The sequence below is a fragment of the Marinobacter sp. ANT_B65 genome (genome assembly GCF_002407605.1).
In the GTDB taxonomy this organism is placed as follows: domain Bacteria; phylum Pseudomonadota; class Gammaproteobacteria; order Pseudomonadales; family Oleiphilaceae; genus Marinobacter.
In genome coordinates, this window is the sequence record NZ_NXGV01000001.1 from 1,520,784 (window position 1) to 1,533,209 (window position 12,426).

The 12,426-nt window shown below is 52.7% G+C and carries 10 protein-coding genes; 3 read left to right on the top strand and 7 right to left on the bottom strand.

Annotated features, from left to right (window positions below):
* Positions 1-26 precede the first annotated feature (26 nt).
* Complete coding sequence (locus CPA50_RS07100; protein ID WP_096781716.1) at positions 27-374, top strand: DUF4870 family protein; 348 nt, start codon at positions 27-29, stop codon at positions 372-374.
* 154 nt (positions 375-528) lie between these two features.
* Here CPA50_RS07100 and CPA50_RS07105 read toward each other — a convergent pair whose 3' ends face one another.
* Entirely contained in the window at positions 529-1,605 is a 1,077-nt protein-coding gene (locus CPA50_RS07105; RefSeq protein ID WP_096781717.1) for a 3-deoxy-7-phosphoheptulonate synthase, read from the bottom strand.
* Positions 1,606-1,761: 156 nt separating this feature from the next.
* Between CPA50_RS07105 and CPA50_RS07110 the strand changes: the two genes are divergently transcribed.
* Together CPA50_RS07110 and CPA50_RS07115 are read left to right on the top strand one after the other, a co-directional pair.
* Entirely contained in the window at positions 1,762-3,555 is a 1,794-nt protein-coding gene (locus CPA50_RS07110; protein ID WP_227519521.1) for a DUF1631 family protein, read from the top strand.
* Between the two features lie 24 nt (positions 3,556-3,579).
* Complete coding sequence (locus CPA50_RS07115; protein ID WP_096781719.1) at positions 3,580-3,993, top strand: PilZ domain-containing protein; 414 nt, start codon at positions 3,580-3,582, stop codon at positions 3,991-3,993.
* 83 nt (positions 3,994-4,076) lie between these two features.
* Here CPA50_RS07115 and CPA50_RS07120 read toward each other — a convergent pair whose 3' ends face one another.
* The 6 genes from CPA50_RS07120 to CPA50_RS07145 all read right to left on the bottom strand — a co-directional run bounded on the left by CPA50_RS07120 (position 4,077) and on the right by CPA50_RS07145 (position 12,319).
* Positions 4,077-4,877, bottom strand: a complete 801-nt coding sequence (locus CPA50_RS07120) for an enoyl-ACP reductase (RefSeq protein WP_096781720.1) — start codon at positions 4,875-4,877, stop codon at positions 4,077-4,079.
* A 66-nt stretch (positions 4,878-4,943) separates the two neighbouring features.
* Positions 4,944-6,560 carry an ABC transporter ATP-binding protein gene (locus tag CPA50_RS07125; RefSeq protein ID WP_096781721.1) on the bottom strand — a complete coding sequence of 539 codons (1,617 nt, stop codon included), beginning with the start codon at positions 6,558-6,560 and terminating at the stop codon, positions 4,944-4,946.
* A gap of 12 nt (positions 6,561-6,572) precedes the next feature.
* Positions 6,573-7,598, bottom strand: coding sequence for an ABC transporter permease (locus tag CPA50_RS07130; protein WP_096781722.1), 1,026 nt, complete (start codon positions 7,596-7,598; stop codon positions 6,573-6,575).
* Position 7,599: 1 nt separating this feature from the next.
* Positions 7,600-8,685 carry a microcin C ABC transporter permease YejB gene (locus tag CPA50_RS07135; protein ID WP_096781723.1) on the bottom strand — a complete coding sequence of 362 codons (1,086 nt, stop codon included), beginning with the start codon at positions 8,683-8,685 and terminating at the stop codon, positions 7,600-7,602.
* A 15-nt stretch (positions 8,686-8,700) separates the two neighbouring features.
* Positions 8,701-10,542: an extracellular solute-binding protein gene (locus CPA50_RS07140; RefSeq protein WP_096782372.1), complete on the bottom strand. Its 1,842-nt coding sequence runs from the start codon at positions 10,540-10,542 to the stop codon at positions 8,701-8,703.
* Positions 10,543-10,609: 67 nt separating this feature from the next.
* On the bottom strand, positions 10,610-12,319 hold the full coding sequence (locus tag CPA50_RS07145) for a LysM peptidoglycan-binding domain-containing protein (protein ID WP_096781724.1): 1,710 nt from the start codon (positions 12,317-12,319) through the stop codon (positions 10,610-10,612).
* Positions 12,320-12,426 lie beyond the last annotated feature (107 nt).

The window sequence follows — 12,426 nt, forward strand, 5'->3', positions numbered from 1 at the left end:
TGAGTTTTTATTCTATTGGAGATTTTATGAGTTCGTCTGAATCAATAAGTTTGTCATCAGAAAAAAATACTGTCTGGTTGGTCTACATACTTCATGTTCTAGGTTTTTTTACCGGTGGGTTGACTAGTATTGCTGCAATAATCGTAAATTATGTGAAAATGAGTGACATGAAAAGTTCTGTCGCGAAATCTCACTTCAAATGGCAGATTCGTACCTTTTGGTGGGGCCTTTTGTGGAGTTTGATCAGTCTGGTACTGACTTATTTTCTTGTCGGTTTGCTGGGTTTTGTCGTGCTTTTCTTCTGGTTTGTTTACCGTTTGGTTATGGGAATGATCAAGCTTAATGATAATAAAGGGATGTATGGCGTAGTTTAATCTAATCGTGAAATAACGAATGGATGTCCTGAGTTATCCATGGGCAAGAAAACCCGGAGTATAGCTATGAGGCCAAACGTCAAAGCCCCGGTTTATCGGGGCTTTGACGTTCCGTTCTGTCTATGTATAAGGCTTCAGCTTATCAGGCAGCCCGTCAGACTGTCTTGCGGCCTGGAAGTACGTCCTTGAGCTTGTTGTGCATTTCCCGAATGGCCTTTTCTGTTGTTGGCCAGTCAATGCATGCATCGGTTACCGATACGCCATATTCAAGATCAGCCAGGTTCTCCGGAATAGGCTGATTGCCCCAGTTGATATTGCTTTCAATCATCAGGCTCTGAATTGACGTATTGCCTTCGAGGATCTGATGGCTGACGTCCTGCATGACCAGTGGTTGAATAGCGGGGTCTTTACTTGAGTTGGCATGGCTGCAATCTACCATGATGGACTTGCGTAACCCGGCTTTATCAAGAGCTTGCTCGCAAAGTGTAACGCTGACCGAATCGTAATTGGGCTTGCCTCCACCCCCACGAAGAACCACATGGCCATAGCGGTTGCCTTTGGTGCGGATAATAGCCACCTGTCCCTGCTGGTCAATGCCAAGAAAGCTGTGTGGGTAGGAAACGGACTTCATCGCGTTGACCGCGACATCAAGACTGCCGTCTGTGCCGTTCTTGAAGCCGATCGCCATGGAAAGACCACTGCTCATTTCACGGTGAGTCTGGGATTCTGTGGTGCGCGCGCCAATTGCGGACCAGGCAATTGTGTCTTGCAGATACTGTGGCGAGATCGGATCCAGAGCTTCTGTTGCTACCGGGAGCCCAAGCTCATTGATGTCGAGCAGGAGGCGTCGGCCCAGCTTGAGACCATATTCAATATCAAAGGTATCATCCAGATGTGGATCGTTGATCAGGCCTTTCCAGCCCACGGTTGTACGCGGTTTTTCAAAATATGCACGCATGACAATCAGCAGGGTGTCACTGACTTCGTCGGCCAGTTTCTTGAGACGCACGGCGTAATCACGGGCTGCTTCCACGTCGTGGATAGAGCAGGGGCCAACAACCAGGAACAAACGGTGGTCTTTACCATCAATAATGTCGTAAATTGCCTGGCGGCCATCTGCAACTGTTTGGGCTGCGTTGTCCGAAAGAGGCATCTTCTGCTTGAGCGTTTCAGGGGTAATCAGTGTTTCCTGGCTCGCCACGTTAAGGTCTTCTAGTTTATTGCCGGACATTTTCTGCTGTTTCCCCGATTCTTATCGTTACAATAGCGCCGGACCCAGTTGTGGCCAACCCCGGCGAGTTCGTTATACTGCTTTATTTGCAGGGCCTTTTCAACGCTTCTTGAGCATGGGGAATGGATGTTACAAAACAGGCCGAAGTCGCACCAGGTGGCCTCGCGTAAGGTGGTCGCCAAGCAAATTGACGATGTCCTTGCCGGTATTAGAGTCCCCGACCTGCCTTATCCTGCCGGGAAACTTTCGCCAGAAGCAATAAGTGACTGGCAACCCATACTATTTTCATGCTGGAAAGAGCAGCGCGACGAACGGGTCTCCCGTGTACTCCGCTCCGTTGAACTTGACTGGTCAGTGCGTCAGGTCAATGCGGCCTATGTGGCCGATCGCATTATGGACGTATTCCTCAAGACCAGCGGGCTTCACCCTCAGATTGTCCAACGCATTGCACGGTTGAGGTTCTATCTCGCATGGAGAATGAACCTGGATGGCAACCAGGCGTTTAGTGACACACTGTTGTCCTGGCTCGACAGCCTTCAGGAGTGGCGAGGCTGGAGTGATTCTGGCGGGCGCTCATCCAAAGCCCTGCTGGAACAGCTGGATACTTTGGTTATTGCCGTTTCTGCCGGGTTCGAGTCAGGCACTACCGGCCCCGTCGGCGCTTTTTGCCGGCAATGGCAGGATGATTCGCTCAGACGCAGCGCACAGGTCGGAAAATTGCGGCAGCGGTTGCTGGAAACCGAGCAGGGCGCCGCACGCCAAAGGCGCGCAGAACAGACTTCAAGGGCCCTGATCGGACGGGCCTTGCAGGGACGGAAGCTGCCCCAGCCGGTATTGCATTTTATTTTTGATCACTGGCAAAAGCTGCTTAAACAAGCTGTATGGGACTCAGGTGTTAATGGTGAGACCTGTCGGCACGGAAGCAAACTGCTGGAATGGCTGGTTTGGGTCGGGGATCCATCGCTGTCGGATAAGGACCGAAACCGGCTATATACCGTAGGCGAGCAGATAGGCGACAGGCTTCTCGATGTATGGAGCCGTGTCTTCGGTCACCCCCTTACACCAAATGCTCTTGCCGGCATTGGAACCGTCATGATGTCGAGACTAAGGGGCGAGTCGCCTGAATTGGTTGAGGCGTTACCGGACGATGGGAGCTTTCCCTGGAATCCGGACTGGCTCAGTTTTGAGGCCCCCAGAAGCGCTGATGTTCAGCCTTTCCAGAACCAGTGGTTTGTTGAAGGAGAAGGTAGTTCTGAACAACGTCGTTACTTTTTCACATTGCTTGAAGATACAGGAGAAGTTCTCTGGACCAACGGTACGGGAGTGAAACTTGGCCTGCAGTCCTGGCAAGCGTTCTGTGATGCAAAAACGACAGGCAGCATTCGTCCGCTGCCGGTTCTGACTCCATTTGGTGAGGTGCTTTGTAGCACAGTAGAGGTTCTGGCCAGGGCCTTTGAGAAGCAGCGCAAGCAACGTGAGCAGGCTGCAGAGGCTGCCAGGGCTCGCGCCGATGACCTGCGTAAGCAAAGGGAAGCCGCAGAGCTGAGGCGTCGGGAAGAGGCTGCTGCGATGCAGGCAACCCTCGAACGTGAACGGCAGGAAGCGGAAAGCAGGCGCAGGGCGAATGAACAGGCCGAGCAGGAACGGATATACAATGAAAAAATGGCTCTCGCGCAGAAGCAGGTAGACGATATCAGTCTGGGCAGCTGGATTCTGTTGGTATCAGACCGGCCAGAAACTGAAGCGGTCAGACTTAAACTGGCTGTTCGCACAAATGCATCCCGCAAGTTGATTTTTGTGGACCGCCTTGGCCTGAACCGTCGGGAATTTCAGGAAGATGAACTGGTTCTGGGTATTGTGGAAGAGCGTGTTCGCGTTCTGGGTGGTGCATCAGAGTTCGATGATACCTTGAGCCAGGTAGTCGGGCGTATTCGTGTTGGTCGAAACTGATAGAGCGGAAAGCCAGGAATAATAATGAAAGATACTGACTATACGTTTGGAACTCAGGAAGACACACCTGGAGAGAGGGACAACCGTTCGCACTATCGTCTGACCGCGCGGGCACAGATTATGCTCGAAACCGAAGCCAGTTGCCCGGAACCCCGGGGAGTGCCTGTTACATCAGGGCGTGAAGTAGAGTGTTGTGTTCGCGACATGTCGACCACAGGGCTGCGTCTGGTGTCCCATGAACGAATTGAACTTGGTGCATTGCTTCCGGCATCTGTTTCTCTGTCGAACGATTCAGAGCCTTTTGCCCTGACTGTCGAAGTGATCTGGTGTCGTCCTCATGGGACCGATTATCTGGTCGGATTGAGTATTGTAGAATCAGAACAGACCGCTCATATTGAATGGACAGAGGCTGTTGCGATAGTTATGGATCCGTTCTGAGGCAAGAGCTTCAGAGTGGGGTGCGGCAGGACAGCTGAGGGTATGGAGCAGGGAGCCTGGGGGCAGGCTCCCTGCTTTACAAATCAATCTTCAGATGTTGATTCTTCCAGTTCTCCCATGCCGGTAATGTTGAACCCGGCATCTACGTACATGATCTCACCGGTGATACCGCTGGACATGTCGGAACCCAGAAACGCAGCAGCGTTGCCTACTTCATCGGTTGTTACGTTACGGCGCAGGGGAGCACGTCTTGCGTTTTCTGCCAGCATCTTGCGGAAGCTCTTGATGCCAGAGGCCGCCAATGTACGGATTGGTCCGGCGGAAATCCCGTTTACCCGGATGCCATCCCTGCCAAGGCTGGCAGCCATGTAGCGAACATTGGCCTCCAGAGATGCTTTGGCAAGACCCATCACGTTGTAGTTCTGCAGAACCTTCTCCGCACCAAGGTAGCTCAGGGTGATCAGAGAGCTTCCTTCGTGCATCATGGAACGGGCGCCTTTCGCCAGAGCTACAAAGCTGTAGGAACTGATGTCATGGGCGATTTTAAAGCCTTCACGGGTAGTGACATCAACGTAATTACCATCAAGCTCATGCCCTGGCGCAAAACCAACAGCGTGAACGATAATATCGATGTTGTCCCAGTGTTTTCCCAGTTCTTTGAAAACATTGTCAATTTCTTCATCGCTGGCAACGTCGCAAGGGAAAACCAGGTTACTGCCCCAGCCCTCAGCGAACTTCTCGACCCGCGGTTTGAGTTTTTCATTCTGGTAAGTAAAAGCCAGCTCGGCGCCTTCGCGAGCAAATGCCTCGGCAATGCCGTATGCGATGGACAGTTTGCTGGCTACGCCTACAATCAGCGCTTTCTTGCCACTGAGTATTCCCATGGGTGATTCTCCCTGTGTTCCTGATTTTGGTGCATTATCCACGAAGTGTCCCCGCAGGAGTAACGCTCAAATAGTCTTAGTTACGTGAGCATCTTTCTGTTGATAGAAAAACGCAGCGTGTAACAGTTCTTGTGTGTATTGCTCCTTGGGTGCCTGGAAGATATCAGAGGCATCCCCATATTCAACGATGGCACCCTGTTTGAGCACCAGCAATTGATGGCTGAGGGCTCTCACAACGGCCAGATCATGGCTGATAAAGATATAGCTTAGACCATAGCGTGCCTGAATATCCCTAAGCAGCTCAATCACTTGTTTCTGAACGGTCCGATCCAGAGCGGATGTAGGTTCATCCAGAATGATAAGGTCTGGTTGTAACACCAGGGCACGGGCAATGGCAATGCGCTGGCGTTGTCCTCCTGAGAACTCATGGGGGTAACGGTGCCTTGCCTCGGGATCAAGCCCCACATCACTCAGAGCTGTTATTACCTTCTGGTCGTGGGTTTGAGTGTTTTCCGGATCGTGTATTTCCAGTCCTTCCCTAACAATCTCGGCAACAGACATGCGGGGGCTAAGACTGCCAAAAGGATCCTGGAAAACGATCTGTACTCTTCGCCGCCAGGGCCGGAATGCGCTCTGGTCGAGTCCGGCCAACTCTTGCCCGTCCAGTTTCATGCTGCCTGTGCTTGCTGTCAGCTTGAGCAGAGCATGGCCAATCGTCGTTTTTCCGCTGCCGCTTTCACCCACAATGCCGAGCGTCCGGCCAGCCTCAAGGTTGAAACTGACATGCTTCACCGCGTGAAAGTACTCTTTTACTTTGCCGAACAGTCCTTTTCGGGTCGGAAACCGGACGTCCAGGTTGCTGACGCTCAAAAGTGGTTCGCCGCCCATGGGTTGGGGGAGTGGTCCATCCGGGGGCTCGGCATCCAGAAGTTTTCGGGTATATGGATGGGTAGGCGTTGCAAACAGTGCCAGGGTTTCTCCCTGTTCAACCAGCTTGCCCCGTTCCAGTACTGCAACCCGGTCAGCGTAGCGGCGAACGATACTCAGGTCATGGGTAATGAGGAGGATCGCCATACCCAATTTCTTCTGCAAGTCCTGCAGCAGTTCCAATACCTGTTTCTGTACGGTTACATCCAGGGCAGTGGTTGGCTCATCGGCTATAAGCAGATCAGGCTCGTTGGCCAGTGCCATGGCAATCATAACGCGCTGCTTCTGGCCACCGGAAAGCTGATGCGGGTATGAGTCAAGGCGGTTTTCGGGATCGTCGATACCTACCAGTTGCAGAAGTTCAAGGCAGCGTTTTCTGGCCTGGGGGCCGCGCATACCCTTGTGGAGAGCAAGCGTTTCACTGATCTGCTTTTCAACGCTGTGCAGAGGGTTCAGGGACGTCATGGGTTCCTGAAAGATCATGCTGATCTCCCTCCCGCGAATCTGGCGAAGGCGTTTTTCCGGGGCTTGCAACAGGTCTTCGCCACGATAGCGAACCTCGCCACTGGGATAGCTTGCATGCCGTTCATCCAGCAGCCTTAACACAGACAATGCAGTGATGGATTTTCCTGAGCCACTTTCGCCAACCAGTGCGAGAGTCTCACCCTGTTGCAGGCTGAGCGACAGTGAGTCTACGGCCTTCTGACCCTGGTCAAAACAGATCGAGAGATTCGTTATCTCTAACAGCTTGCTCATAGCAGTGTGCCCTTAAGCATTCTTGCGGGGGTCAAAGGCATCACGTACAGCTTCACCTACGAAAACCAACAGGGTCAGCATCAATGACAGAGAAACAAACGCCGAAATGCCAAGCCAGGGAGCATGCAGGTTTGTTTTACCCTGAGCAATCAGCTCGCCAAGTGATGGTGAACCAGACGGTAAGCCAAAACCAAGAAAGTCCAGAGAGGTAAGGCCGGTAATTGCCCCGGTAAGGATAAACGGCAGAAACGTCAGTGTGGCTACCATGGCATTCGGGAGAATATGACGGAACATGATTTTCCGGTTATCCAGCCCCAGTGCCCTTGCCGCTTTCACGTATTCAAAATTACGGGCTCTGAGGAATTCTGCGCGCACCACATCTACCAGCCCCATCCAGCTGAACATCAGCATGATACCAAGCAGCCACCAGAAGTTTGGCTGGACTATGCCCGAGAGTATTATCAGAAGATACAGAACCGGAAGCCCTGACCAGATTTCAATAAACCGTTGCCCGACAAGGTCAATTTTCCCACCGTAAAAGCCCTGTATTGCGCCGACAGTGACGCCAGCAATGCAGCTGGCGATAGTGAGTGTAAGGCCAAACAGCACGGATATGCGGAAACCATAGATAACCCGTGCGGCTACATCACGCCCCTGATCGTCTGTCCCCAGCCAGTTCTCTGCACTGGGAGGAGCAGGAGAGGGCACATCAAGATCGTAATTGATTGTGTCGTAACTGAACCGGATCGGTGGCCAGAGCATCCAGCCATTGGCGAGGATTTCATCTGCAATAAACGGGTCCCGGTAATCGGCATCTGTAGGAAGAAAACCACCAAATGTTTCTTCCGGTACAGTCTCCACAACCGGAAAGTACAGTGTGTCGTGATAGGAAATCACAAGTGGTTTGTCGTTTGCGATCAACTCTGCCACCAGGGTGAGCCCGAAAACCACCAAAAACACCCATAGCGACCAGAAACCCCGGCGGTTTTTGCGGAAATTACGCAAACGCCTTTGTTGAACAGGTGTAAGCGCCTTCACGCTATGCGCCCTCCCGGCTTTCGAAGTCTATGCGGGGGTCTACCAGCACATAGGTGATGTCGCTGATCAGCTTAAGTGCCAGTCCCATTAACGTAAAAATAAAGAGCGTGCCAAAAATTACCGGGTAATCCCGGTTAAGAGCGGCCTCGAAGCCCAGCAGGCCCAGTCCATCAAGGGAGAAAATAACTTCAATGAGCAGTGATCCGGTAAAGAAGAGGGTAACGAGTACGCCGGGCAGGCTCGCAATGACGATAAGCATGGCGTTACGGAATACATGCCCGTAAAGAACCTGATTTTCATCCAGTCCTTTGGCTCTGGCGGTTACAACGTACTGTTTACCAATCTCATCGAGAAATGAGTTCTTGGTAAGCAGGGTAAGTGTGGCGAAGCCCCCGATAACATTAGCGGCTATCGGTAGTGCAAGGTGCCAGAAGTAATCTCCGATTTTCTGATACCAGTTGAGTTGATCAAAGTCAGGGGAGGTAAGGCCGCGCAGAGGGAACCAGTCGAAGTAACTGCCCCCGGCAAACAAAACAATCAAAAGGATTGCAAACAGGAATCCCGGGATCGCATAGCCGATTACGATGGCGGAGCTACTCCAGACATCAAAACGGGAACCGTCTGAAACTGCCTTGCGGATTCCCAGCGGGATGGAAATAAAGTAGATGATAAGCGTAGACCAGAGCCCGAGGGAGATTGAAACAGGCATTTTGTCGAGAATAAGCTCGGTAACACTTTTTTCTCTGAAGAATGAATCGCCGAAATTGAATGTTGCGTAGTCTTTGAGCATTTTGAAAAAACGCTCATGGGCGGGCTTATCGAAGCCATACATTACTTCGATTTCTTTAAGCATTTCATCCGGGATGCCGCGGGAGCCTCGCCTGTCACCTGAGGCACTGGAAACCTCGGCTCCGGTCTCGCCGCCAGAGGCACGGGCCAGGGCGCTACCGCCATGACCTTCCATTTCAGCAATCAACTGTTCAACCGGCCCGCCAGGCGCCGCCTGTACGATCACAAAGTTGAGCAGCAGTATGCCGATAAGGGTTGGAATAATCAGCGCAAGGCGCCGGAGTATATAGATGCCCATGCAGCGGCAGATTCCTCAGGGCTCAGCCCACCAGTTGTCGAGGTCAGTACCGTTTTTGGGTGTTATGTCCGGGTGCTTGAGGTGGTTCCAGTAGGCAACACGGTCTTTAGCAAGATGCCAGTGAGGAATCACATAGTGTCCATGAAGCAGAACCCTGTCCAGCGCCCGGGTTCGCTGTACCAGTTCCTCGCGATCCGGAGCCTGAATGACCAGGTCCACAAGTTCGTCAACGACCGGATCGCTTACACCTGCATAATTGCGGGAGCCTTTGGCGTCTTTCGTGGAGGAGTGCCAGAATTCCCGCTGTTCATTACCGGGAGAGTCGGACTGGCCGATGCCCTGGGTAATCATGTCAAAGTCAAATTCCCGTGCGCGCTGAACGTATTGGTTGCTATCCACAAGACGCACAGAAATGTCGATACCAAGCTTGGCCAGATTGTTTTTGAAGGGCAGTACAACCCGCTCGAAGGTTTTCTGGAACAGCAGAATCTCGAATTCGAGAGGCTTGCCTGTTTTTGCGTGGACCATCTTGCCATCGCGAATCTGGTAGCCGGCGGAACGCAAAAGCTCCATTGCTGTACGCAGGTTTTTCCTGAGACCCTGAGGGCTGTCAGTGGACGGCACGGTATAGGGCTCTGTGAAGATATCTTCTCCCAGTTGCCCACGATATTTTTCAAGAATTTCAAGCTCCCGACCAGTGGGAAGGCCACTTGAGGCCAGTTCGCTATTCTCGAAGTAACTCCTGGTACGGGTATATTGACCGAAAAACAGATTCTTGTTCGTCCACTCGTAGTCGAAACCGTAGGCCAGCGCTTGCCGAACCAGTGGATCGCTGAATATTTCCCTGCGGGTATTGAACACAAAGCCCTGCATACCGGTAGGGCGATGGTGTTCTATGGCTTCCTTGACGATTATGCCCTTATCGAACTTTTCACCGGTGTAAGCCGTTGCCCAGTTTTTGGCTGAACTCTCTATTCTGAAGTCAAAGTTACCGGCTTTGAACGCCTCTAATGCAACCGTGTCGTCGGTATAGTAATCATAGCGAATGTGGTCAAAGTTAAACCGGCCTTTACGAACTGCCAGGTCTTTTGCCCAGTAATCATCCAGACGGTCATAAACAATGGACCGGCCTGCTTCAAAACTGCCAATCCGGTAGGCGCCGCTGCCCACGGGTGGGGTGAGGCCGTTATCGCCAAACTCGTGGCTTTGCCAGTAATGCGAGGGCAGGATCGGCATCTGACCCAGGATCAGGGGGAGTTCCCGGTTACTGCTCTGCTTGAAATCAAAGCGTATCCGGTGGGGGTTCTCCACCGTTACCTTACTCACGCCGGCGTAATAATTGCGGTAGAACGGATGGCCCTTCGTTGTGAGGGTTTCGAATGAAAAATTTACATCTTCTGCGGTAATGGGTTCGCCATCCTGAAACCTGGCGGCCTTTCGCAGGTTAAACACTACGTAGCTGCGGTCTTCCGGCGTTTCCAGTGATTCGGCAATCAATCCGTACATGGAGAAGGCTTCATCAGCGGAGTATTCAAGCAGAGTGTCATAGACATAACTGCTGATGCCTGCGGCCGCCACGCCGCGTATGTCGAAGGGGTTGAAGGAATCGAAACCGTTGGATACTACGGCCATCTTCAGAGTGCCGCCTTTGGGCGCATCCGGGTTAACATAATCGAAATGACTGAACCCTTCGGGATATTTTGGCGCTCCGTGCATGGCAATGCCGTGAACAGGCTCCGGATTCAGCGGTGAAGGGGCGGAGCTCTGAGCGTTTGCAAAGAGAAAACCGGGAGCGGCCATCAGGGCCACGAAATTAAAAAGTAATGTGAGGCTTGAGGCGATTGGAGTTCTTGTCATGGGTCTCGCACGTTCTGGAGTTTCAGGCCGGCGCACCGGGGCATCCTGCCCCGTGAACCTAGTGTACTCAGGGGCTGTTACGGATATCGACGTAGAGTACCAGACTTTGCCCCGGTTGGAGATAACGCGAGGTGTTCAGATCGTTCCAGCTCGCAATATCCCGCACATTCACTGAAAACCTGTTGGCAATACGGGCAAGCGAATCGCCTTTGCGGACGCTGTACCCCACTTTACGAACCATGGCTTTGCCGCGAGCACCACTGGCGGATGCCAGAGCAGGCTGCGCCGTGTTGGACCAGATAACCAGCTCCTTACCAGGAATCAGGGGGTCGCCGGGAGCCATGCCGTTCCAGGCGGCAACCTGCCGGACAGATACTCGGTGCTCCCGGGCGATGTCCCAGAAAGTATCGCCCTTACGGACAGTATGGCGAAGTTTGCTCCCATTGCGTTTTTTGTCCTGCTTTCGCTCAAGCCGTTTGGATGCGCTTAGTGCATAGGTGTCGGAGTTTTTGGACGCCGACGGTATCATCAGGCGCTGTCCGATACGGATGAGGTCGCCCTTGAGGCTGTTCACCTGTTGCAGTACTGCCGGTGTTGTTGAGAACTTCCGGGAGATGGTGATAAGGCTGTCGCCGGACTTGACCACATAGTTGCGCCAGGAAACGCGCTTGCCCGGTGGGATTTCCGCCAGAGCCAGGCGGAACGTCTCGGCGTTCTGATGGGGGACCAGAAGCCGGTGCGGCCCCTCTGGTGAGGTTGCCCAACGGTTATAGGACGGATTCAGCAGGTAAATTTCATCAATATCAACGCCAGCCAGCTCGGCGGCCTGTGCCAGATCCAGTTGTCCGCCCGTTTCCACGACATCAAAATAAGGCTCGTCGGCCAGGGCGGGTAGCTTGATACCATAAGCTTCCGGATTGTCGAATATCTTCGCCAGGGCAATCAGTTTGGGTACGTAATACCGTGTTTCCTTTGGAAGCTGCAATGACCAGAAATCTTCAGGCTTGTTACTTTTACGATTACGTCGCATGGCACTGGAAACTGTGCCGCCTCCGCTGTTGTAGGCAGCAAGAGCCAGCGTGTAATCGCCGCCAAACCGGTTAGACAAGCGATCAAGATAGGTGAGAGCCGCATCTGTAGCTGCAATAACATCCCTGCGTTCGTCGTGCCACCAGCTCTGAGTCAGGCCGAAGTATTTTCCTGTTGAAGGGATAAACTGCCAAAGCCCTGCCGCGCGGCCATGGGAATATGCAAATGGGTCGAATGCGCTTTCAATGATGGGAAGCAGTGCGAATTCGGTTGGTAGCCCACGTTTCTCTGTTTCACTGACAATGTAATGCAGGTAGCGGCTTCCGCGGTCGACTACACGGTTAATATAATTGGGGTGTTTTGCATACCAGCTCAGTTGATCTCTGACACGTTTGTTGTCGACGTTGTGATCAAGAACAAAGCCCGCACGGAGGCGACCCCATATATCGGTTTGTTCCGTTTCGGCATTTGCCGTTTTCTGAGCTGGGTTGTCCAGCTTTTCCCGGGCTTCGCGCGCGGCTTCCCTGAGTTCAGGAGCCATGGCGTCATCAAGCGGATCTTCGCGAACGGCATCGGCGTCTTCGCCGGTTTCTATGGACTCCTTGAGCCCTTCATCACCAGCTGCGAGAGTAACTTTGTCCGAATCGAGCGGGCTTTTCTGCGCCGTATCTGCTGACGGGGAAAGAAAACTGCAGCCACCTGCCAGGGCGCTGATGAATAGCAGCAGGGGCAATCGTTTGACCGACATAGGCAATGTCCAGCTCCGGGTTATAGCCGGGGATCATCTCTGAAAGCCCGGCATATTTAATAAGTTACAAGCAAAAAGTTAAACGATTCTATGGGAGCAGGTTTCCA

Bases quoted from the DNA above. Each gene is read 5' to 3' on its own strand.
- CPA50_RS07135 (WP_096781723.1), bottom strand. From the start codon at position 8,685: ATGGGCATCTATATACTCCGGCGCCTTGCGCTGATTATTCCAACCCTT.
- CPA50_RS07125 (WP_096781721.1), bottom strand. From the start codon at position 6,560: ATGAGCAAGCTGTTAGAGATAACGAATCTCTCGATCTGTTTTGACCAG.
- CPA50_RS07100 (WP_096781716.1), top strand. From the start codon at position 27: ATGAGTTCGTCTGAATCAATAAGTTTGTCATCAGAAAAAAATACTGTC.
- CPA50_RS07105 (WP_096781717.1), bottom strand. From the start codon at position 1,605: ATGTCCGGCAATAAACTAGAAGACCTTAACGTGGCGAGCCAGGAAACA.
- CPA50_RS07120 (WP_096781720.1), bottom strand. From the start codon at position 4,877: ATGGGAATACTCAGTGGCAAGAAAGCGCTGATTGTAGGCGTAGCCAGC.
- CPA50_RS07140 (WP_096782372.1), bottom strand. From the start codon at position 10,542: ATGACAAGAACTCCAATCGCCTCAAGCCTCACATTACTTTTTAATTTC.
- CPA50_RS07115 (WP_096781719.1), top strand. From the start codon at position 3,580: ATGAAAGATACTGACTATACGTTTGGAACTCAGGAAGACACACCTGGA.
- CPA50_RS07145 (WP_096781724.1), bottom strand. From the start codon at position 12,319: ATGTCGGTCAAACGATTGCCCCTGCTGCTATTCATCAGCGCCCTGGCA.